The following is a 24968-nucleotide window of genomic DNA, read 5'->3' on the forward strand; positions in this document are numbered from 1 at the left end:
TCAATCGAGGAGCTTTTTACTTTTTAGATATTAAATATTTGTCAGTATCTTTGAATATAAATCCGAATACTTTGAAATCAATATATATAAAATCATTTTTCTTCTTTTTCATTGCTTTTCAAATTCAAGCACAAGAGTTACTTCCTTTCGTAGAAAACTATAATAAATCTGATTATCAGGGCGACAATCAAATCTGGAATGTGGCTCAGGGAAATGATAAAGCCATGTATTTTGCCAATAACCATTATTTATTGCGATATGATGGTGTAATGTGGGAAAAATATACCTTGCCAAATAAAACCATTATTCGCTCTATTATGATTGAAGGCGATAAAATTTATTCCGGATCTTATAAGGAATTTGGGTATTGGTATAGAAAAGATGGTAAAATGAGGTATGTTTCCATTACAAAAAACCTCCATTTATTTGATGAAAAAGACAATGAGGAAATTTGGAAAATTTTCAGATTTAATGGTTCCATTTATTTTCAGTCTTTTAATGATATTTTTATTTACAGTGGCAAGCATATTCAAAAAATTAAATTTCCTTTTTTAATTTCTTACTGTTTTGTTATAAATAACAATGTCTATGTTGCTTCTGTAGAAAAAGGTCTTTTTAAAATGGATGGGTCAAAAATTTCGAATCCAATAGGCTGGAATGTTTTAAAAAACACCGTAGTTCACGCGATTGAAAAATATAATGGCAAATCGTATATTTTTACCCAGAAAAGAGGAATTTTTACCATCGAAAAAGAAGGTTTAAAACCATGGAATAATCCTTTAAATGAAACTTTAAAAGCGGCAACAATTAACGTTGCCAAATTTATCAAAACGAATAAACTTGTTGTAGGAACAGGAAACAGAGGGGTTTTTATTTATGATTTTAATACAAATACTTATAAAAATATTGACAGAAGTAATGTTTTGATGAATAACTCTATTCTGAGCATTGGTTTTGATAAAGAAAATGATTTATGGCTGGGATTGGATAACGGAATTGCACATGTTGAAGTAAATTCGCCTATCTCATTTTTTTATGATAATTCAGGAACATTAGGGTCGATTTATTCTGTTGCCACAACAAATAAGGGTTATTTAATAGCTTCAAATCATGGCGTTTTTGAATTTGATTCCGGTAAATTCAAAATGATCCCAAATACACAGGGACAAGCGTGGAATATCACGAAAATCAACAATCAATATATTATTGGTCATAATGACGGAACATTTTCTTATGATAATGGCTCGTTCAGCAAAATAAACAAAGTAAGCGGTGGCTGGAATTTATCAAAAAGCAGTATTAATGATACTTATTTTCAATCGACTTACAGTGGAGTTTTGGTTTATGATAATCTTGCAGATTTAACCCAATATAAAAGAATCAATGATCTTTCGAAACCTATAAAATATGTTGCTCAAAATAAGAAGAATGAAATTTGGGCGGCAGATAATTATCGCGGATTATATCGTGTTTTATATGATGATAATTATAAAACTAAAAAAATTGAAAACGCAACTCAGCTCAGTAAAATCAAAAATGATTTTGGCGTTAAGATATTTGAATTTAGAAACGAAATCCTCTTTTTAATAAACAATACCTGGTATACTCACAATTCGATAACCAATAAATTGGAGGAAAATGAATTGTTTAATGAGAATTTTAAAAATGTATCCGATGTTATTAGCATAGATGAAGATCATTTTATGGTACTTCAAAATGGAATTTTGTATCATATTTATGTCAACGGAAATAAATTTGTCTGGAATATAATTCAGGAGAAATATTATAAAGGAAAGCTAATCAACGATAACTTACGAATTTTTAAAAATAACAATCATTATTTACTAAACCTTGATGACGGTTTCATATCTCTTCAGTTGAAATATGAAAACAAACAAAATACAGAAATTAAGGTTGAAGCTTTTAATAATGGAAATTTACTTGAAAATGATTCCAGAATTAAATATAATACAGAACTTAAAATCAATATTATATCCGGAATTTATGGCGCCAGTAAACCAAATTTATTCTATAGACTGAATAAAAGCAAAGAATTTACGCCAATTTCTGATGGATTAATTTTGCTGAATAATTTAAGCAGCGGTTACCATACTATTGAAGTATACAAACATGACGGAGCGAGTTATGACAGAGTGTCCAACTTTGAATTTAAAGTGGCACAGCCGTGGTATTTTTCTTTTTGGATGATTCTATTGTATTTATTAGTAATAGGAACCGTTTTATTTTTCTATTATAAATGGAATAAACTTCGTTATCTGCAAAAATTAAAATTACAGGCAGAAGAATTGAAACATCAGCGCGAAATTCTTGAAATGGAATTAAAAGCAGAAAATGAATTAAATATTCAAGAGTACGAAAAACATATTCTGGAACTTGAACTTCAGACAAAATCATCTGAAGTCGCCGGAAAATCTTTGTCTATAGCCAAGCAAAGTGAAATGATCGAAAATATTCAAAGTATTCTGGATTCAGAGAAAGATTTTAATAAGCTTAAAAGTGAAATCAAAAAAGCAATTAAGATTAATGAAGTCAATAAACACGAATGGGAAATTTTTGAAACCAATCTGAATCAAATCCATAATGAGTTTATTATTAATCTTTCTAAAAAGTATCCAAATTTAACTCCAAAAGATATAAAATTGTGCGTTTATCTAAAAATGAACCTCTCTTCTAAAGAAATTGCACCTATGATGAATATCTCTTTCAGAGGTGTAGAATTGCACAGATATCGCCTAAGAAAGAAATTAAATCTCACCCAGGACGAAAACCTCTCAAAGTTTTTATTAAGTCTGTAAGATTTGCATTTGTTTTTTACGGATATTATATTTTTCTACATCATTTTTTATATAATTACAATACATCATTACTACATCATAAGGTAATGTTAATGAAAATAATTTAACATTTAAAATACTGAAAATTAGTAGTATACATAATTGATTTAACATAATGATGTAGCTATGTAGTAGTGGTATTTGATGTACTACAACGTTGTAATTGTTTAATTTGGCTCTACTAACTTAAACGATTACGAACTGTATGAAAAATTTTATTTTTAGCTTTTTAGCGCTCTTGCTTCTTCCAGCATATATGTCTGGACAAGCAATTAAAGGAAAAGTAGTAGATAGCAGCGGAATGGGAGTTCCCGGAGCGATTATTAGCGCGCCGGATTCAAAAGCTTCTGCTGATACTGATTTCGATGGAAATTTTACGATAAATGCCAAAGTGGGTGAGATTATAAAGGTCTCAATGTTAGGTTTTGACGCAGTTTCTGTACCGGCAACAGCTACACCAATGTCAATTACTTTAAAAGAAGCAGGCGATACTGCTTTAAAAGAAGTGGTTGTAATTGGATATGGTACGAGAAAGAAAATTGATAATACCACGGCAATATCTTCATTAAAAGGAGAAGAAGTTGCCAGAACTAAAGTAATGAATGCTTCACAAGCTATTCAGGGAAAAGCTGCGGGAGTTCAGGTTACTTCATCCGATGCACCTGGCAGTACTCCATCTGTGGTTATTAGAGGTGTAGGTACGGCATTAGGAGGAAGAACTCCTTTATATGTTGTTGACGGAATGCCTACAGATAATATTAACAATATTAACACAAATGATATTGTTTCTTACGAGATCCTTAAAGATGCTTCATCCTTGGCTATTTATGGAACCAGAGGTGCAAATGGTGTAATTATGATTACTACAAAAAGTGGTAAAGGAAACAAGGTTACTGTTGAAGTTGAAAGTTTTGGTGGAGTAAGAACTCCATTAAAAAAAGTAAAAATGGCCAATAGCAATCAATTTGCTGCTTATTCTAATGCAGCGTTGGGAGCTAATACATTTGCTACAAATCAACCGGTAAATACTGATTGGTTTGATGAGATTACCAGAACAGGAAGTTATACTCAAAATAACATTTCGGTTTCAGGATCGTCTGAAAACATTAAATACTTTTTTAGTGTTGGCAACTATGAAGAAAAGGCTATTTTGAATGGTATGGATTATGGGCGTACAACTTTTAGAAACAATAATGAATATAAGATTTCTAAAAAAGTAACATTAAGTCAAAACTTTAGTTTCAGTTCTGTAAAATCTGCCCCACAACCTCTTAGTGCATTTACTAATGCTTACAGACAATCTCCAATTGTTCCGGTTTATTTTCCTGATGGAAAATACGGAGTACCATTTGTATCTAATGGTGTAGCTAGTGAAACAGGGTCTGCTTTTAACACTGTAGAAAATCCGGTTTCTCAATTGAATTTTTATGATGAACAACAGCGTAGTGTGATGTTGCAAGGAGGTCTAAAATTAGATTATTCTATTACAGACGGATTAAAGTTCACATCTCAATTTAATGGTGAATATTATAACTGGAAGCAATATAATTATGTTGATACTAAAGGTAAATGGTTAGCTGCAGATCCGACTCGTATTGCAAGCAACTATCCAACTTCAGGAAACATAAATGTATTGACAAAAGGGAGAGAACAATATTTTAACTGGAATTTGTCTAATTATTTGACTTATAATAAAGTATTTGCAGAAATTCATGATGTAGAAGTAACTGCAGGTATTGAAACAAATGTAAGAGGGCATAAAGAAAAATTAACAATTGACAGAAAGAATGTAACTCCTGATTCTAATTACTGGGCGCCAGTAGGAGATCAGTATAATTTTGCTGCTGATATACTTAAATATCAGGATGAAAATTATAATGAATTAAAATTAGCATCTTATTTTGCTCGTTTCCAATATAAGTTGTTAGACAGATATTTGGTTACCGGTACTGTGAGACGTGATGGATCTTCTAATTATGGTAATGATTATCGTTGGGGAACTTTTCCTTCTTTTGGTTTAGGTTGGATTATGACTAAAGAAAACTTCTTGTCTGATATTAAAGGAGTTGATTTGATTAAACTTAGAGGTGGTTGGGGTAAATTAGGTAACCAAAATGTACCGCTTAATGCGCAAACCTTCTCATCTGGTTATGGTTATTATTTCCCTGGGCTAGATGCAAATGGAAATACAATCAATATTCAGGTAGATCCAACTTTATCTTGGGAAATTGTAGAAGAAACCTCTGCTGGATTGGATTTTGAATTCTTAAATAGCAGATTAAAAGGATCTTTTGATGTATATGATAAAGAAACTAAAAACACTATTTTATATACTAAACCTTTAATGACTTCTGGAATTGATCAACAAGCAGCAAGACACGTTGGTGAAGTTTCTAATAAAGGATATGAAATTTCTCTACGTTGGGATGACAAAATCAATGATAATTTAAGTTACTGGATTGGTGGTAATTATGCTTACAATAAAAATGAATTAGCAAAGATAACTGATACGCAAATCGTACCAACAATTGGTGGAGGATTAGGAAATGGTCAGGATACTAAAATACTTGATTATTCATCTGTAGGCAGACCATTGGGCAGCTTCTATTTATATGAATATGCAGGAGTAGATCCAGCTAATGGAAGTATGTTATATTATAATTCAGCAGGCCAAAAAGTAACCCAAAATCTTTTGGATGGTAACAAGGATAAAAAATATTTTGGTTCAGTTTTACCTAGCTCAACTTATGGGGTTACTTTAGGATTAGTTTACAAAAGCATTGATTTCTCTGTTGATGGTTATGGTACTGGTGGAGCTAAAGTTTACAATGGTAAAAAAGCGCAGCGTTTCTCTGGAGAAAATGTAGAAGCTTCGGTTGCCACAAATTTCTGGACACCAACTAATACAACATCTACAAATCCTGCACCATTTAATCAAGTTCCTGTAGCTTCGACTTATTATATGGAATCTGGAGATTTCTTCAGAATAAATAATATTACACTAGGCTATAAATTACCGCTTCAAGAAGATCAATTTATTACCTCTTGCAGAATTTACATTAATGCAATTAATCCATTTATCACTCAAAAATTCTCAGGTTTCACTCCTGAATTAAATGGTGATGGAGATCCAACAAAAAGCCAGGGTGTAGAATTAGATGCTTATCCGGCATTAAGATCATTTGTAATTGGTGCTAATTTTAAATTTTAAAAACATGAAAAAAATATATATAACGATGTCGGTCTTCTCAGCCCTCATCTTTGCAGGTTGTTCTGATGATTATTTAGATGTTAAACCAAGTCAGTCTATTCCGGTAGAAGATTTAGAATTGTATAATAATGACATTGGTGCAAAATCATTTGTGACTTCTGTTTACAATGAATTTTTAAGTTGGGAAATGTCTTCTTTTGCTTGGAACGGAATCTCAAGTATTGCATCTGATGACGCTGATAAAGGCTCTATACCAGGTGATACAGGTGCTGATAAGGATATTTTAGATGCACTTACTTATGAAGGATCAAATCCATCTGTAGAAACTATTTTCAAAGCAAATTATGTTGGTATCAACAGAGCAAATCAAGCTATAGTAATAGTTCCGCAATTAGATAAGGCAAACAGTGATTTAAGATCAAGACTTGTAGGAGAAGCTAAGTTTTTAAGAGCATTTATGTACTTTACTTTAGTAAAATGTTACGGAGCAGTTCCGCTTATTGATCATATACCGGTTCCGGGAGTTGAAGCGGATAGAATTATGCAATTAACACGTAAAACTCCTACGGAAGTTTATGCTTTTATCGAAAAAGATTTAACTGAGGCAGCAGCAGCATTGCCTGAGAAATCTGCTTACGCATCATCTGATGTTTCAAGAGCTTCAAAAGGTGCAGCTTATGCCTTACTTGCTAAAGTTAGTTTATATCAAAAGAAGTGGCAACAGGTTGTAGATAATTGTAATAAAGTTACAGGCTACTCTATTGTTGGCGATTATGCTTCAATGTATAAAGTTACCGGCGAATTTGGTCCTGAATCAATTTTTGAAATTAATTCCGTAGGTGCAGCTCCTGCATTAGGTATCGATAACTATTCTGTATCTCAGGGCATCCGTAGCAACGGAGGTTGGGGTTGGGGGTTCAATGCTCCATCTCAAAGTTTAATAAATGCTTATGAGCCAGGAGATGTAAGAAAGGCAGCAACAATTATTTTTCCAGGTTCAACATTATATGATGGACGCATAGTTCCTGCACTTACTAAAGAAGAAATAACTGCTGGTTTTCCAAAAGCAGCAAATTATAAAGCATATTCTTCTAATTATACAGATCAAGGTAAAGCTGACGCAAATATCAGATACTTAAGATATGCAGAGGTTTTATTGATGAAAGCTGAAGCTTTGAATGAATTAGGACAAACAGGTGATGCAATTCCATTATTAAATCAAATTAGACATAGAGCTAATTTGGGAGACACTCCTGCAGTATCACAAGGTGATGTGAGAACCGCAATCTGGAAAGAAAGAAGAGTTGAATTAGCATTTGAACACGATAGATTTTTTGATTTAGTTAGAACTGGACAAGCAAAAGCAGCTTTTGCGATTGATGGAAAAACTTTTACAGAAGGTAAGAATGAAGTATTTCCGGTTCCATCTTCATTTATTAGAGAAGCCGCAGGATTATCACAACAAAATCCTCTTTACTCAAATTAATTTTTTAAATCACTTCCTTCAATTTTGAAGGAAGTGATTATTTATAAATTCCATAATTTTTTTACAATGATTAGAATTTCGGTTTTAATAATAGCTTTTACTTTTTTTGGCTGCGGTTCAAATACTGACAAGCAAAAAGAGAATACAGAAGGAAATACTGCTACGGAGAAATTAACTGATGAACAACTTTTAAACGTGGTTCAAAAAGAAACCTTTAAGTATTTCTGGGATTACGCAGAACCAAACTCTGGATTAGCAAGAGAACGTTACCATCCGGATGGAATTTATCCTGACAATGATGCAAATATTGTAACAACAGGAGGTTCAGGTTTTGGCTTAATGGCTATTGTTTCCGGAATTTCACAAGGATATATTACAAAAGATCAAGGTGTTGAGAGACTTAACAAAATTGTAGACTTTTTAGGCAAAGCCGATCGTTTTCACGGAGCATGGTCACATTGGATAGACGGAAATACAGGAAAAGTAAAGCCTTTTGGAACCAAGGATAATGGTGGAGATTTAGTTGAAACTTCATTTTTGGTTGCGGGAATGATTACAGTTCGCGAATATCTGAAAGACGGTTCTGAAAAGGAAAAAGCTGTTGCTCAAAAATATGACGCACTTTGGAAAGGTGTAGAATGGAATTGGTATACAAACAACAAAAACGTTTTGTACTGGCATTGGTCGCCATCATACGATTGGCAAATGAATTTTCCGCTTGAAGGATATAACGAATGTTTAATCACTTATGTTTTGGCAGCCTCATCGCCAACGCACACAATTGATGCAAAAGCCTATCATGAAGGCTGGGCAAGGAGCGGAGGAATTGTTTCAGCAAAAACAAAATACAATATTCCCTTGATTTTAAAACACAATGGAGCTGAGGAATTTGGCGGACCTTTATTTTGGGCACATTATTCTTATGTAGGACTTGATCCAACTCAATTGAGCGATAAATACGCGAATTATTGGGATTTGAACGTAAATCAAACCAAAATCAATTATGAGTATTGTGTAGAAAATCCGAAGAATGGTTATGGTGCCGATTACTGGGGATTAAGCGCTTCGTATTCAAGAAATCCTGACGGATCAATTGGCTACAATGCACACATGCCAAGCAACGATCAGGGCGTTATGTCGCCAACGGCAGCAATAAGCTCGATTGTTTACACACCAAAAGAATCTATGGCGGTAATTCGCAATTTATATGATAATCATAAAAAAGAAACCTGGGGAAATGCCGGTTTTTATGACGCTTTAAGTTTACAGAATAAATGGGTTGCAAAACGTTATTTAGCAATCGATCAGGGACCGGAAGTCGTAATGATCGAAAATTATCGTACGGGTTTACTATGGAAATTATTCATGAACGCTCCGGAAGTAAAACAAGGATTAGTTAAGCTTGGTTTCAAATCCGGGAAATACGGATTTTAATAACATTCTCAATGAAATATAAAGCTACGTTATTAATTCTCTTGTTTTCTGTAATGGGTTTTGCCCAAAGCGAAACAAATGGAAAAATAAAAACGGTTATCATGGCCAATTATGAATTGGGTTATGCCTTACACAAACCGGCCAATACAAAGGATAAAAAGCCATTAGTAGTTTTTATATCGGGTGATGGAGAAAAAGGAACTGATATTGAAAAAGTAAAAATTCACGGGCCTTTAAAATATTTAAAAACACACGAATTAGACGCTTACGTTTTGGCTCCGCAATGCAAGGAAAATGAGAAATGGAGCATTGAATCTATTTATGAATTGATTTTAAAAATTCAGAAAGAAAATAAAATTGATGCTGACAGAATATATGTTACCGGTTTAAGTTCCGGAGGCTGGGCAGCCTGGAATTTAGCACTTTCCTATCCGGAAAAGTTTGCGGCAATAGTTCCTATTTCTGGTTTTGTTGATCTTATAGAACTGGAAAGCGCCTGTAAAATTGCCAATATTCCAACTCGTATTTTCCATGGATTATTAGATGATGTGGTAAAGGTTGATTACGCAATCAGCATTTATAAAGAATTAAAAAAATGTAATGCAAAAGATGTTCAGTTGACCATTTTTGATGACGCAGGACATGACAGCTGGACAAAAGTTTATGACAATCCGGAGATTTATAACTGGATGCTTAAACAGAATAAAACAAATACAAATAAATAAAAACAATAGAATGAAAAAGAAATTAGTCTTACTATTTTTAGGATGTGCTGTTTTGGGTTACGCCCAAAAAAAGAACACTAAAAATACCGTAAAAATTAAGCCAAAATCTGAGTTTGTAGCCGAGTTAATTTCAAAGATGACTTTAGACGAAAAACTGGGTCAGTTAAATTTACCAACTTCTGGAGATATAACTACAGGACAAGCTAATAGTTCTAATGTTGCAAAAAATATTGCCGAAGGAAAAGTTGGAGGTTTATTCAATATCAAATCGGTACAAAAAATTAAGGAAGTACAAAAGATAGCCGTAGAACAAAGCCGTTTAAAAATTCCATTGCTTTTTGGTATGGATGTGATTCACGGTTACGAAACGACTTTTCCAATTCCGCTTGGATTATCTTGTACCTGGGATATGAATCTGATCGAAAGAAGTGCTCAGATTGCAGCTCAGGAAGCAAGTGCTGATGGTATCAACTGGACTTTTTCGCCAATGGTAGACATTTCCCGTGATCCTCGTTGGGGAAGAGTTTCTGAAGGTTCTGGAGAAGATCCATACTTAGGAAGCCAGATTGCAAAAGCAATGGTAAACGGATATCAGCAACATGATTTATCTAAAAACAATTCGATTTTAGCGTGTGTAAAACACTTCGCTTTATACGGAGCTCCGGAAGGCGGACGTGATTACAACACTGTTGATATGAGTCATATCAGAATGTTTAATGATTATTTTCCTCCTTACAAAGCAGCCGTTGATGCCGGTGTAGGTTCTGTGATGGCTTCTTTTAATGAAGTTGACGGAATTCCTGCAACAGGAAACAAATGGTTAATGACCAATGTTTTAAGAAAACAATGGGGTTTTAAAGGTTTTGTGGTAACAGATTTTACAGGAATTCCTGAAATGATCGAACACGGAATGGGTAATTTACAAGATGTTTCTGCTTTATCTTTAAACGCAGGTGTTGAAATGGATATGGTTGGAGAAGGTTTCTTAACAACTTTGAAAAAATCATTAGACGAAAAGAGAGTTACAATTTCACAAATTGACAATGCCGTAAAACTAATTTTAGAAGCAAAATATGATTTAGGATTATTTGAAGATCCATATAAATATTGCGATGAAAAAAGAGCAAAAACAGAAATTTTTACAGCAAGCAGCAGAAAAGAAGCAAGATCAATCTCAGCTCAGTCATTGGTTTTATTAAAAAATCAAAATCAGCTGTTGCCTCTTAAAAAATCAGGAACGATTGCGCTTATCGGACCATTAGCAGATGCTAAAGAAAACATGCCGGGAACGTGGAGTGTGGCTACAAAAATGGAAAATGCGATTTCGTTATTAGCTGGAATCAAAGAAGTTGCCGGAGCCGGAACAAAAGTTTTATATGCAAAAGGAAGTAATTTAGATTACGATGAAACTTTTGAAACGAATGCAACAATGTTTGGTAAAACTTTACACAGAGATGCACGTTCGAAAGAAGAATTATTAGCGGAAGCTTTAAAAGTAGCGAATCAATCCGATGTAATTGTAGCTGCATTGGGAGAATCTGCTGAAATGAGTGGAGAATCAAGCAGCCGTACGAATTTAGAAATTCCGCAAGCACAAAAAGATTTATTAAATGCATTATTAAAAACAGGAAAGCCAGTTGTTTTAGTTTTATTCGACGGACGTCCGTTAGTAATTAATGACGAAAATGCAACCGTACCAGCTATTTTAAACGTTTGGTTTGCAGGAAGCGAAGCAGGTTATGCTATTGCTGATGTTTTATTTGGGGATGTAAATCCTTCAGGGAAATTAACAACAACTTTCCCAAGAAGCGTTGGTCAGTTGCCAATTTATTATGCACACAAAAATACTGGAAGACCACTTTCTAATACAGAAGGTAAATTCGAAAAATTCAGATCAAATTATATCGATGAAAGAAACGAGCCATTATTCCCATTTGGTTTTGGTTTAAGTTATACATCTTTTGAATATTCAAACGTGAAAATCTCATCTGATAAAATGAATGCCGGCGGAAAGGTAAAAGTTACGGTTGACGTTGCAAACACAGGAAATTATGACGGTAAAGAAACCGTACAGTTATACATCAGAGATTTAGTAGGTTCTGTAACAAGACCAGTTAGAGAATTGAAAAATTTCCAAAAAATAACACTTAAAAAAGGAGAAAAACAAACAGTGACTTTTGATATTACTGTTGAAGATTTAAAATTTTATAATTCTGATTTACAATTTGTAGCAGAACCGGGGCAGTTTGATGTTTTCGTTGGAGGAAATTCAAATGCCGATAAGAAAGTTAGTTTTGAGTTAACTAAATAGTTGGTTTGTTAATTAGTAATTGCCCTTCGTACTGGTTATACGGAGGGCTTTTTTATAACTTTTTAATCTTACAAAAAAAAATATTTAAATCTTACAATTTTAATTTTTCTGTATAATGAATACTATCAAAATATTTAGCGTTTTTCTTTTTGTGATGATGTCGGTTGTTTTTTCTTCTTGTAATGCGAAGAAAAACGCAGTTGTCGCGCATCGCGGAGCCTGGAAAACCAATAATTTACCCGAGAATTCAATCGCTTCTTTAAGACATGCAATTGATTTAAAACTGGCTGGCTCAGAGTTTGATGTTTGGAGAACCGCCGATGATTCACTCGTCATCAATCACGATGCACATTATAACAAGCTTCTTATTGAGGAAACAAATTATGCCGATTTGATAAAATTTAAACTTTCAAATGGAGAAAAGCTTCCCACTTTGCACGAGTACATCACAGAAGGCAAAAAAGATAATAAACACACACTTTTGGTTTGCGAAATAAAGCCTTCGGAAATAAGTAAACAAAGGGGAAAAGAAACGGCATTAAAAACAGTTGAAGTCATAAAGAAACTTAAAGCGGATAAAATTACTTCGTACATCAGTTTCGATTATGAGATTCTGAAACAAATTCGACAAGTAGATGCTAAAACTTCTCTGCAATATCTGGAAGGAAATAAATCTCCAAAAGAAGTAAAAGCAGACAATATATCCGGTGTAGATTTTCACTATTCGGTTTTTCAAAAACATCCGGAATGGATAAAAGAAGCCAAAGAAAATAATATCACATTAAATGTCTGGACCGTAAATGATGCTGCCGTTATGGACTGGATCATTAAAAACAAATTTGATTATATCACAACGAATGAACCGGAATTGTTGATGGAAAGAGTAAAGAATAAAGAGTAAAGAATAAAGAGTAAAGAATAAAGAGTAAAGAATAAAAAGTAAAGAATAAAAAGTAAAGAATAAAGAATAAAGAGTAAAGAATAAAGAGTGAAGAGTAAAGAGTAAAGAGTAAAGAATTAAGGGTTAAGAATACTTTTAACAAATAACTCCTAACGAATAACTCATCACATAAAAATAAAAAGAAATGTATAAACTATCGTCTATATCGCTTTTGCTGCTTTTGATAGGATTTAATAGCACTATCTGGGCACAAAAATCCAGTATTCCTGGAAAAACGGAATGGTTTGATCCTAATAAACCGGCATCAACTTATTGTAATCCAATCAATATTGGGTACAATTATACGACATTTAATCACAACGGAATTCCTGAATCGCGCCGTTCGAGTGCAGATCCGGTTATTATTACGTACAAAGGCGAATATTATTTATTTGCTACCAATCAGGCAGGTTTCTTTTGGAGTAAAGACATGTCTGACTGGAATTTTGTTTATGGAAGTTTTCAAAGACAGCCGGGCGATGATGACCAATGTGCGCCAGCGGCATGGGTGGTAAATGATACTTTGTTTTATGTCGGATCAACATGGAAAAAAGATCATCCGGTTTGGAAAACTGCGGATCCAAAATCTGGAAAATGGTTACGACACGTTGATAAAGCAATGCTGCCAACATGGGATCCTGCCATTTTTCAGGATGATGACAAAAAGGTATACATGTACTACGGTTCAAGTGGAAAATTACCTCTTATAGGCGTTGAAGTAGATTATAAAACATGGCTTCCAAAAGGAAATCAGGCAGATTATGCAAAATTATATGCCGCAACTGAAGTTGAAGATATTCAAAAACCTTATGGTCAGGCAAAAGCGGTTGTTGGTTTAGATCCGGCTTCGCATGGCTGGGAACGTTTTGGACCCAATAATGACATGGAACCTGCACCTTGGGGAAATTTTATTGAAGGTGCCTGGATGACCAAACACAATGGTAAATATTACATGCAATACGGTGCTCCTGCAACTGAATTTAAAGGGTATGCAAACGGAGTTCATGTAGGTGATAATCCGTTAGGGCCATTTGTATATCAAAAACACAATCCGATGTCGTATAAACCGGGGGGATTTGTAATTGGTGCCGGACACGGAAATACTTTTGCGGATGTTTATGGAAATTACTGGAATACGGGAACCTGTAAAATTTCGATAAAAGACCGTTTTGAGCGTCGTATCGATATGTTTCCGGCCGGATTTGATAAAGATGATGTCATGTATTCGAATACATCTTATGGAGATTTCCCGATAAAATTGCCAACACAACTGCGAAATCATGAGCAAGGAGCTTCTTCTGGCTGGATGTTATTATCGTATAAAAAACCGGTAACAGTTTCTTCTTCTGAAGAATGTATGGAAGTGGAGACACACAGAATGGATAACGGAGGCAAAAAAGTCTACGAGAAATTTTGTTATGGTGCCAATAATTTAACCGATGAAAATATTCAGACGTACTGGTCTGCGAAAACAAGTAATGCGGGGGAATGGTTACAGCTTGATCTGGGAAGAAAAATGCAGATTAATGCGTTGCAAATCAATTATGCAGATCATAAAGCAACGCAATACAATAAAGCAATGGATATTTATTATCAATACAAAATATTCATGTCTGATGATGCTGTAAACTGGACTTTGGTAGTTGATAAATCTCAAAATGATAAAGATGTTCCGCATGATTATGTAGAATTATCAAAACCAATCGAGGCGCGCTACATCAAAATGGAAAACATTCATAATGCTTCGGGATTATTTGCTGTATCGGATTTCAGGGTTTTCGGAAACGGATTAGCAGCAAAACCAAAACCGGTTTCTGATTTTAAAATTAATAGAAATGCCAAAGATTCCCGTAATGCAATGATTACCTGGAAAAAACAAACTGATGCCATAGGATATAATATTTATTACGGAATTGCTCCGGATAAATTATACAATACGATTATGGTATATGATGAAAGTTCGTATGATTTTAGAGGTTTAGATAAAGGAACGAAGTATTATTTTACGGTTGAAGCTTTTAATGAAAACGGAATCAGTACAAAGGTTAAACTTATCGAGGTAAAATAATTTTTATAACTATTTTTCAGAAAAGGTTCGCTAAAATTTCCATGAGTTATAAAAAGAATTTTGTTCCTTTGCGTAGCTATCACATAGCAGATTAAGTAACCTGAAAAAAGCCATTAACCTATGAAAAAAACGATTCTTTTAACTGTTTTAGTTTTAAACGGATTGACATCTTTTGCACAATCAAACGATGAAAAAAACATTAAATTATTTTATAAAAAAGCCTTAACCGAGTCAAAATGTTATACTTGGTTAGAGTATTTGTCAAACGATATTGGAGCCCGTTTATCAGGATCTCAAAATGCACAGCTGGCAGTTAATTACACCAAGTCACAACTGGAAAGTTTAGGACTTGATAAAGTGTATTTACAAGAAGTTATGGTGCCGCATTGGGTTCGCGGTGAAAAAGAAACGGCTTATATTCTTGATGGAAAAATTAAAACCGTAGTGCCGATTTGTGCCTTGGGAGGTTCTGTAGCTACAGCAAAAACAGGACTTACGGCAGAGGTTATCGAGGTTCAGGGTATAAAAGAACTTGGTGAATTAGGAGATAAAGTAAAAGGCAAAATTGTGTTTTTTAACAGACCAATGGAACCTGAAAATATTGAAACTTTTAAATCATACGGAGCTTGTGTAGACCAAAGATTTGCAGGAGCAAAAGAAGCTGCAAAACTTGGAGCTGTGGGAACAATTGTTCGTTCGATGAATTTACGTTTAGACGATTTTCCTCATACAGGAGCTCAAAGTTATGGTGATTTGCCAAAAGAGCAATATATTCCAACGGCTGCAATAAGTACAAACGGAGCTGAATTATTGAGTAAATCTTTAAAAAGTAATCCTGCTTTGAAATTTTATTTCAAACAATCTTGCGAAACATTGCCTGATGCATTGTCGTATAACGTTATTGGAGAATTGACAGGAACAGTAACTCCTGAAAACATTATGGTTGTTGGTGGTCACTTAGATTCATGGGATTTAGCCGACGGTTCTCAGGATGATGGAGCAGGAGTAGTGCAAAGTATGGAAGTAGTTCGTATACTTAAAAATCTGAACTATAAGCCAAAAAACACGATTCGTGTGGTTTTATTTATGAATGAGGAAAACGGTGGAAAAGGTGGTGCTAAATACGAAGAAGTTGCAAAACAAAAGAACGAGAATCATATTTTTGCTTTAGAAAGTGATTCAGGCGGATTCAGTCCAAGAGGATTTTCTATTCAGTCAGATGATGCCAATTTTAAAAAGATACAAGGATTTAAAGACTTTTTTGAACCGTATTTGGTTCACAGTTTTACAATTGGACATGCAGGATCTGATATTGATCATTTAACTTCTAAAACGATTGTTAAGGCAGGTTTAAAACCAGATTCTCAACGTTATTTTGATTATCACCACGCAGCAAATGATAAATTTGACGCTGTAAATAAAAGAGAATTAGAACTTGGAGCGGCAACAATGACCAGTTTAATTTATTTATTAGACCAAACGGGAATTGTTCTTCCAACTGCGAATTAATTTTTTTTTAAATAATAAAATAAAAGCCGTCTCAAGACTTAATTTGAGACGGCTTTTTAATTGAATGACTTTAATTATAATAATAGTTGTTTAAAATAGTTATACTTTCAAATTCACGATAAATGCTATTTCTTATTTAGTTATTTGTGTATTATTAATCCTATATTTTGTTTAAATTTGAAACTTTTCTTTTTGAGTTTTTTATATATATTATGACACGATTATTTTCTATATTTTTTCTTCTTCTTTCTTTTAGCATTTACTCACAATCTTCTACAAAAGAGATGATCGATAGTGTAAATACTATTAGCGATCATTTGAAAAAAGTAGAACTGTGCACTAAAATTGCATTAAGACTGCAAAAAACAGATTGGGACAGAGCTATAAAATACATAGAACTGGCTGAGACTGAAGCTAAAAAAACAAAAGAACCAGAGAGTACTCTGGCTGGCGTTTACATTACATCAGGTAAAATGTATTCTGCCAGAGAGGTATTAGATGTTGCCCTTCAGTATTATTTGAAAGCCTATGATTTATACAAAAAAAATGACAATCTTGAGGAAGTATCCAAATTAGAAAATAATCTTGCGATTATTTATGCACAGGGAAAAAACAAGGAAAAAGCATTACAATATTTTTTAAATGTGTATCGCTTTCAAAAGTCAAAGAAGGATGATGTAAAACTGGTAAAAATTTTAAACAATATAGGAACCTTATATTTAAGCAGAAATTTAGATTCGTCTTTGTATTATTTTCATAAGGCGGAAGTAGTAAATAAAAGCTTAAAAGACGACGATCTAAAGGTTTACGTTTCTACAAATTTAGCACGAGCTTATGTCTTAAAAAAAAATAAGGCAAAGGCTGATGCGTATTTTGATAAAGCTTTTTCTCTATTAAACAATCACGTTGATAATTTACTGCAGGCTTTTGTATATCAGTCTTTTTCTGAATATAACTTAAAAGAAAAAAACTATGATATCGTAATTGTAAATGCAAAGAAAGGTTTAGAATTATGCAAAGAAAACACCTATAGTTCTTCGGGTTTAAACCTTAATAAAATGCTTTATGAGGTTTATGTAATTAAAGAAGATTATAAAAATGCTGTTTATTATTTTCAGAAATATAATGCCATCAAAGACAGCATAAATATGGAAGAAAAAGCAGTAAACATTGAAAGAATAAAGCTGGAACAGGATTACAAAGCCCGAACCCAAATCAAAACGCTTATAGAACAAAAGAGGCTTTTCAAGTATTCTTTAGTGGGACTAATATTAGTTGTAGGTATATTGATTCTGATCATTTTACTGATTAAATACCGAAACAGAAATATTAAAAATCAGCTTGAAAAAGAAAAATTAAAAACCAATATGCAAGCTTTAGATCAAAGTCTGAAAGCAAAAAATATGATGCTGATAGGCAAAGCAATGTCAGAAATACATCGTACAGATAGTATTAATGAAATTCTTATGGATCTTAAACAAATTAAACTCAAAACCATTAATAAAGAAATGCAACAGGCAATTGATATAGTACTGAAGCGTTTGGAAAAGAATTTGAATACAGACATCTGGAAAGAATTTGAAATAAGTTTTGAGCAGGTACATCAATCTTTCTTTGAAAAATTAAATACCGATTATCCTTCTCTTACTCCAAAAGACAGAAGGCTGTGTGCTCTTTTGTATCTTGATTTAACGACAAAAGAGATCTCTCAAATTACAGGTCAATCTTTTAAAGCGATCGAAAATGCGCGAACACGACTTCGTAAAAAGTTCGATTTGACTAATGAAAAGGTCAATCTCTCCACTTATCTCAATACATTTAAATCTGAATAAACATAAAATAAAAACCAAACTAATGATCTGATTTAGTTTGGTTTATTTTTTTATGAGTGTTTTTTTGGTGATACTTTTTTGCCCGCGAGTGTTTTTGCAATAGTCCTTTTTTTTCAAAACCTATGACTCCGTTCTACATTTACCCAATCGATGTAAATAAATTAAAATGAACGGAAAAAAGAAGAAGGAATCTCCTAAAAGTTTAGAACAGCTTTTAGAAGAAGCAAAAACGAAAAAGGAAATTCTTTTAAAGATTCTGCAAAAAATAACAAAAGATAATCCTGAAAATCAAACCCCGAATTGATTTTGATCAAACTGCTTATTGGTTTTGCTATAAACCGGTAAAGCAGATTATTAACCAACAAAACCATAATATTAATTTTTAAATTCAAACGAATGAACCAAATTTACTTCAAAACCAGGTATCTGTTTGTTTTGTTAGGATTCTTTGTCTGTTCCGTAGGAATGGCTCAGTCCCCTTTTCCAAACAAACTAAAGGGCAATGCAATAACAGCATTAGGATCGCCGGTTACAAGCCAGACAAAAGCTCAGGTTTCTAAGAAAACAAGTGACCCAAATTCTGGTCAGAATAGTGATTCAAATAATCTTTTTACTCCGAAAGAAGAAAAGATAAAGGGTAAAGAACTTTCTGCAGCGGAAAGCGAATCAGTGCTGAAACAAGAACAGCAAAGCCAAAATTTATCTGGTCAAAATCTAACAAATAGTATTGCGAAAACAAACGCACAGGATTCCGTTAAAACAAACGTAAAGTCTTTTGCCAAATCTTCAAATTTGAACGCGAAGAATATATTCGAAGTTAAAAAAGCAGATTTTGAATTGTCCAAATCGGATAAAATGCAGTTAAAATCAATTTCTGATAATCATGGCAGAACGCTGGCTACGTATCAGCAATTGCATAATTCTATTCCTGTTGAAGGGGCGATTTATAAAATTCGTGAAAATAAAGCGAAGATTGATGCATTTGGATCTACGGCCAAAAAATTGTCTTTAAACAGCAATTATAAAATAAATGCAGCCACAGCTTTAGAGAATGCACTTAGAAAAGTAAATGCGAAACAATATATTTGGGAAAGTAAAAAATTAGGTGCTTTACTTGATAAAAAGATAAGCGAAAAACCAAAAGGGGAATTGGTTTATGTCGGACCTAATTTTTCTTCCCAATTAAAAGAATATTACCTGGCATGGAAATTTGATATTTATGCGACCAATCCGCAATCAAGCCAGACAATGTATGTCGATGCAAACTCCGGAAAAGTAATTCTTACCATAAATCTAAGCAGTGATGCTGAATTTGCAGGCCAGAGTTTAGGGAAAGGAAAATCGCGATATTCCGGAGAAGTAAGTTTTAATACCAAACAATATGCTGATGGATACAGACTGGAAGGGCTGCAGGGAAAATATAATGTGCCAATGTATACCATGAACATGAATCACGCAGATCAGGCTTCAGATGAAGTAATCACTGATTTTGTGGATGATGATAATATTTGGAATGATTTATATAATAAAAGTCATGATGAAGTTGCTATGGATATTCATTGGGGAATGCAAAAAACCATCGAATATTATGGCGAAAAATTTAACCGAAACAGTATCGACGACAAAGGAATGACAATTATTGGTCTTGCCCATTTAGGGACTAATGTCGAAAATGCTTCATGGACTGGCGGATGGGCGCAGTTTGGAGATGGTCTTGATAATAATCCTTATGTTGGTTTGGGAATCACAGCGCATGAATTGACGCACGGTGTAACACGTTTTACTGCGGGTTTAATTTATCAGGGAGAATCTGGCGCCATGAATGAATCTTTCAGCGACATTTTTGGTGTAGCTGTTGAATTTTATGTTGGAAAAGATAAAAAAGAAGATGTATGGAGGCTGGGGAGTGAATTGTATACACATGGCAGCATGAGGAATATGTCTAACCCTAAAGCTCAGAGTCAGCCTGACACTTACGGAGGAATAAATTGGGTAAGTCCAACAAACGTTTCATACGATAATGGCGGTGTGCACATTAACAGCGGAATCACTAATTACTGGTTTTACCTTTTAAGCGAAGGCGGTCAGGGTGTAAATGACCTTAAAAATAGTTATGATGTTAAAGCAATTGGTCTTGCTAAGGCAGAAAAAATTGCCTACATAACGCTTACGGAATATTTATCGCCTTCTTCAAACTTTAGCGATATGCGTCAGGCAACTTTAATGGTTACGGAAGATTTGTACGGAATTAGTTCTGATGAATACAAACAAGTTAGTAATGCCTGGTATGCGATTGGTATTGGAACTCAATATGCAGATAAACAAATAGCCCTAATTTCCTATGAAAAACCTGTTGCTTCTTGTGGTTCTTTAAAAGGAGATGAGCCTTTTTATATCAAAATTAAAAATACAGGTTCAACTTTAATTAAAGCAAATGAGGTTTTAAACTATAAGTTGAGATTAATGTTTCCGGGTTTTGGAGGCAGATTGAATGAAATTTATAGCAACAATGGAGTTATTAATTTTGATAAAGATTTGGCATCAGGCGAAGAAACGATTGTAAAAGTTCAGGAAAAACTTCCTTACCAAATTAGCACAACGAAGTTAAACTATGTAGAAGTTAAATTTGATTTTGACCCTGTTACAGAATTTGGCGCAAAAGACGGAATCTCTTTTACTACAAGTTTTATGGTTGTTCCTGAGCAAAAAGATTTTGACCTTAAGGTTTTAGGATTAAATCTTCCGGAATATACAGGCACAGCGTTGTCAGCAAATCATGCATTAACGGCAACAATCTACAATGTGGGCTGTAAGGATATACTAGTCGGATCTCAGTTAAAAGTAGGATATGTAAATACAGCCCCGGGAAATGAAATTATCTGGAAAGATATTACGCTGAGTACCGCATTTAAAGGAAACACAGAAATGACAGTTTCTTTTGATGGCACAATCGATTTATCAGCAGCAGGCTTGCATACTTATGAAGCTTTTGTATCCTATAGTCAGGATCCTGTTGCAGCTAATAATAGCGGTATAGGTGCTTCGTACAGTGGTATAATCACGCAGTTTCCTTACAATCAGGATTTTGAACGAACGCCGGGAGGCTGGTATTCAAAATCATTGGCTACCAATCAAAAATTTATTTGGCAGGCATCTGCTTATACTTTTAGAGATACTAATTCTAAATATTTGTGGGCTACAGAGCAACTTGGAACCAGCGAAAGAATGGCATTAAACGCTGATTTTACTTTACAATCGCCGGTATTTGATTTTACCAATATTGCGTTCCCATATCTTGAGTTTGATCTTATTTCATTGTTTCATAACGGATATGACGGATTAATTCTTGAATATTCTGAAGATAATCAAAACTGGAAAAAAATTACAGGTATCGATTATCCTTCTACTTTACATCACGATGATCAAGGGGTATTATCGGGTCCATGGTTTACCGGAATTAACAATGATTTTGAGAAAAAACCAATTGGTGTTCGTTTAACTGAACTTGCAGGTAAAAAAGGAGCTGTTCGTTTCCGTGTTGCCACAGATGATTATAACGATGGATTTTTAGGAGCTTTTATTGATAATATCCATGTAGAGGAGGCGCCTTATGATTTAGTGCTTTTAGCTGCAAGTATAGATGCTGGTGGTTGTAAAATTGACAATCAGAATGCATCAGTAACAACTAAAATTATCAATAATTTTGCGACAAAAGCAGAGCAGGTTAATGTTGCCGTACAAATTCTTGATAATTTGCAAAATGAAGTCTATTCAAAAACAGAAAAAGTATCATTAGTTTTTGCCAAGTTTAGAGATACCATAACATATACTATTCCGAATATTGATTTAAAAAACATTGGCGATAATACCATTAAAGTTTCTGTTTTTCCTAATGATGTGACTCAGGATATAAGACCAGAAGATAATTCGTATACTTTTAATTACGATAACTGGAATAATGAAGATATGAAAATTACTGCGCTTCCTTATCTTATGGATTTTGAAGATCCTAATGGATATAAGGGATGGAGAACGTCTGAAAACAAAGGCGCTGCAGGCTGGAAACTGGGGACAGATTTAGATTTAAGATCTCCAAGTTTTTACTTAACAGAGCATACAAAATTTATGGCGAGTAACGATGATATTTGTAGTTGTGATTCTTCAAATGACATGTTAACGTCTCCTGTTTTAGATTTGAGTAATTATAAAGAAGCACATTTAACATTTGATGGCTTTGGAGATGGAGCAGGACTTTCAGACGGATATGTAAAAGTAAGTACCGATGGCGGTAAAACCTGGGATACGGTTTTTAAAATGTATTACATTAATAACTGGATCGAATATCATGTAGATTTGACTCCGTATGCAGGAAAACCTTGTGTTCTGGTAGCATTCAAACATGATGATAATGGCTTATATGCTGATGGTTTTGCTGTGGATAATATCAAAATTACAGAGAAATCAGAATATTTACAGTTGTCTAATCTAAGTGTACCTGAAATTATTTATGAAGATGCACCTTCTCACCAATTTTTTGTAGCGGCAAGAAATGTATTTTACAAAAAAGTTGAAAAAGCTACGATTGAATATCAAATTACCCAAAATGGCAAAGCTGTGGGTGAACCAATTGTATTAGAGCGAAATGATCAGATCCTGCAATACCAGACTATTGTTTATACACTAGATGGTTTTCCGCAATTACCAGCAGGAAATTATGAAGTTACTGTAAAAATAATAACAAACGGTCAGGCAAAAGATCAGGCAGCAACGCTTACAAAATCTTTTCAGGTTGTTGGTCAGGCACTACAATTAGATGCTGAAAACTTTTCAAATATAGCCCAGGGCTCAATATTTGGATCAAAAGGATATGCTTCCAATGAAAGTGATGATAATTATCCGTGGAGAGCTGTGACTGCCCCTGATAATACGAATCTAACGCTTCCTAAAAAAGATCATACAGGAGATACTGCGGCAACAATGCTTTACAATCAGCTTGAGTATTACGCTGTTAAAGGAGAGTTAGTTTCGCCAATGTATAAGTTAGCTGCAAATGCAACTTCTTTAGAATTTTATTACGGAATGCAAAGCAATTATATCAATTCCCTTAGCATTGATATTAAAACGACAGGCGGCGAATGGACTGAGATCTGGAGAGATTCTAAGCAAGGAACTTATTCAGACACAGAATGGAAAAAAGGAGCAGTAAACCTAACTAAATATGCAGGAAAATCTATAATGCTGCGATTTACACATGCAAAAGAAGGTGGATTCTCTTACATGGTTTTAGATGATTTAAAAATAATTAGCGAACCGGTTTTAGATGTATCGGTACAAATATTGTCACCAAAAGATATCTGTGGCGGATCTGAATTTAAAGTGAAACTGACAAATGAAGGACAAATTGCAATTCCGGCAAACAGTATTCAATTAGATTTAGAATATATCAACACAGATGAAGTAGTTTCAGAGCCTATTGAAGCAGAAATTCCGATGGGTGAAAGCATAGAATATATTTTCAAGAAGCAGCCTAAACTGGATACAAGCGGAGATTCTCATGTATTTAATGTTATTGCGAAATTGGAAAATGATGGTATCCCACAAAATAATGAAATAACAAATTATATCTATCAGGGAGTTACATCAGATTTTAAAATATTTGACAAATCAGTAATTCATGGATATGAAGGTAAAAGCTTATATGTTGATGCACAGACTAATTTTAATGCTGGTAAATTAAAAGTTGCTTCATACAAATGGAAAACAGGCGAGGTTTCTAGTGGCATTGAAATAAATAAGGCGGGAGATTATGAAGTAAGCGTGGTGACGAAAAATGGATGTACACTTACAGAAACCTTAAAGGTAATCTTTGATATTTTCGAATCAGATTTAGTAAGCGGAGATGTTTGTGGACCTGAAGTTGTTTTATCTCCGGGAGATTACGCATCATACGAATGGTTCGACGGCTCTACAGATCCAACTTATACTGCTACAGAAAGTGGAGATTATTTTGTAACTGTTTTTAATGAAAATGGAATTGGACAAACATTCAGTACTACTATTGCCATTACGGAAAACAGTATTGTACCGGAAATTAAAGTTATTGGTGATAAAAAATTAACTTCTTCAGTTGATGGAAGTTCTTATCAATGGTTTTTAAATGACAGGCCAATACCAAATGCAACCGAAAAATCTATAATCACAGTTTGGGAAGGAAATTATACCCTTCAGATAACAAACAGTAATGGTTGTAATAGTATTTCGGCGCCATTTGATTCAAAAGGAATGTTGGTGGGGAAAATAACGAATTCTTTCAGAGTATTCCCTAATCCGGCTGTTGATACTGTAAACATCTTCTTAGCAGATAAAATTGAAGGAGAAGCACAAATCAAAATTTTTGCAATGGATGGTAAAGAAGCTTGGAGTAAAACGTATACAAGTATTCCATCAAATATAAATGTAAGTACATTAAATCCTGGAGTTTATGTTTTAGACTGCCATGTACAAGGCAAAAAATATACAGCAAAAATTATTAAGAAGTAACAAATTACAGGTAGAACATAGCAGCTCTCACTTTTGAGAGTTGCTATTCTTAAAACG

12 protein-coding genes are annotated in these 24968 nt (G+C 33.8%); all 12 read left to right on the forward strand.

The features are described 5' to 3' along the window. The first annotated feature begins 71 nt into the window (after window positions 1-71). Entirely contained in the window at window positions 72-2816 is a 2745-nt protein-coding gene (locus AC3QL1_RS13065) for a LuxR C-terminal-related transcriptional regulator (protein WP_492491946.1), read from the forward strand. 244 nt (window positions 2817-3060) lie between these two features. Then, entirely contained in the window at window positions 3061-6066 is a 3006-nt protein-coding gene (locus AC3QL1_RS13070) for a SusC/RagA family TonB-linked outer membrane protein (RefSeq protein ID WP_492491948.1), read from the forward strand. Between the two features lie 4 nt (window positions 6067-6070). Next, window positions 6071-7552 carry a RagB/SusD family nutrient uptake outer membrane protein gene (locus tag AC3QL1_RS13075; protein ID WP_492497578.1) on the forward strand — a complete coding sequence of 494 codons (1482 nt, stop codon included), beginning with the start codon at window positions 6071-6073 and terminating at the stop codon, window positions 7550-7552. 66 nt (window positions 7553-7618) lie between these two features. Next, a complete protein-coding gene (locus AC3QL1_RS13080; RefSeq protein WP_492491950.1) occupies window positions 7619-8986 on the forward strand; it encodes a glucoamylase family protein in 1368 nt (455 codons plus the stop codon). 11 nt (window positions 8987-8997) lie between these two features. After that, window positions 8998-9711 (forward strand): carboxylesterase family protein, encoded by a 714-nt coding sequence (locus AC3QL1_RS13085; protein WP_492491952.1) that lies wholly within the window; start codon window positions 8998-9000, stop codon window positions 9709-9711. Window positions 9712-9721: 10 nt separating this feature from the next. Beyond that, window positions 9722-12022 (forward strand): beta-glucosidase BglX, encoded by a 2301-nt coding sequence (bglX, locus tag AC3QL1_RS13090; protein ID WP_492491954.1) that lies wholly within the window; start codon window positions 9722-9724, stop codon window positions 12020-12022. Window positions 12023-12137: 115 nt separating this feature from the next. Beyond that, window positions 12138-12923, forward strand: coding sequence for a glycerophosphodiester phosphodiesterase family protein (locus tag AC3QL1_RS13095; protein WP_492491955.1), 786 nt, complete (start codon window positions 12138-12140; stop codon window positions 12921-12923). A 184-nt stretch (window positions 12924-13107) separates the two neighbouring features. After that, a complete protein-coding gene (locus tag AC3QL1_RS13100; RefSeq protein ID WP_492491957.1) occupies window positions 13108-15030 on the forward strand; it encodes a discoidin domain-containing protein in 1923 nt (640 codons plus the stop codon). 120 nt (window positions 15031-15150) lie between these two features. Beyond that, window positions 15151-16539, forward strand: coding sequence for a M20/M25/M40 family metallo-hydrolase (locus tag AC3QL1_RS13105; RefSeq protein ID WP_492491959.1), 1389 nt, complete (start codon window positions 15151-15153; stop codon window positions 16537-16539). Window positions 16540-16823: 284 nt separating this feature from the next. Then, window positions 16824-18371, forward strand: a complete 1548-nt coding sequence (locus tag AC3QL1_RS13110; protein WP_492491961.1) for a tetratricopeptide repeat protein — start codon at window positions 16824-16826, stop codon at window positions 18369-18371. Window positions 18372-18537: 166 nt separating this feature from the next. Beyond that, entirely contained in the window at window positions 18538-18675 is a 138-nt protein-coding gene (locus AC3QL1_RS13115) for a hypothetical protein (protein ID WP_492491963.1), read from the forward strand. Between the two features lie 92 nt (window positions 18676-18767). Next, a complete protein-coding gene (locus AC3QL1_RS13120) occupies window positions 18768-24911 on the forward strand; it encodes a M4 family metallopeptidase (protein ID WP_492491964.1) in 6144 nt (2047 codons plus the stop codon). Window positions 24912-24968: the final 57 nt, after the last annotated feature.

Source organism: Flavobacterium sp. GW823-FHT04A11, from assembly GCF_058796535.1.

What these genes read in the sequence shown, in the direction of transcription:
- AC3QL1_RS13070 (WP_492491948.1), top strand. Translation starts at nt 3,061, where the DNA reads ATGAAAAATTTTATTTTTAGCTTTTTAGCGCTCTTGCTTCTTCCAGCA.
- AC3QL1_RS13075 (WP_492497578.1), top strand. Translation starts at nt 6,071, where the DNA reads ATGAAAAAAATATATATAACGATGTCGGTCTTCTCAGCCCTCATCTTT.
- AC3QL1_RS13080 (WP_492491950.1), top strand. Translation starts at nt 7,619, where the DNA reads ATGATTAGAATTTCGGTTTTAATAATAGCTTTTACTTTTTTTGGCTGC.
- AC3QL1_RS13085 (WP_492491952.1), top strand. Translation starts at nt 8,998, where the DNA reads ATGAAATATAAAGCTACGTTATTAATTCTCTTGTTTTCTGTAATGGGT.
- bglX (WP_492491954.1), top strand. Translation starts at nt 9,722, where the DNA reads ATGAAAAAGAAATTAGTCTTACTATTTTTAGGATGTGCTGTTTTGGGT.
- AC3QL1_RS13095 (WP_492491955.1), top strand. Translation starts at nt 12,138, where the DNA reads ATGAATACTATCAAAATATTTAGCGTTTTTCTTTTTGTGATGATGTCG.
- AC3QL1_RS13100 (WP_492491957.1), top strand. Translation starts at nt 13,108, where the DNA reads ATGTATAAACTATCGTCTATATCGCTTTTGCTGCTTTTGATAGGATTT.
- AC3QL1_RS13105 (WP_492491959.1), top strand. Translation starts at nt 15,151, where the DNA reads ATGAAAAAAACGATTCTTTTAACTGTTTTAGTTTTAAACGGATTGACA.
- AC3QL1_RS13110 (WP_492491961.1), top strand. Translation starts at nt 16,824, where the DNA reads ATGATCGATAGTGTAAATACTATTAGCGATCATTTGAAAAAAGTAGAA.
- AC3QL1_RS13115 (WP_492491963.1), top strand. Translation starts at nt 18,538, where the DNA reads ATGAACGGAAAAAAGAAGAAGGAATCTCCTAAAAGTTTAGAACAGCTT.
- AC3QL1_RS13120 (WP_492491964.1), top strand. Translation starts at nt 18,768, where the DNA reads ATGAACCAAATTTACTTCAAAACCAGGTATCTGTTTGTTTTGTTAGGA.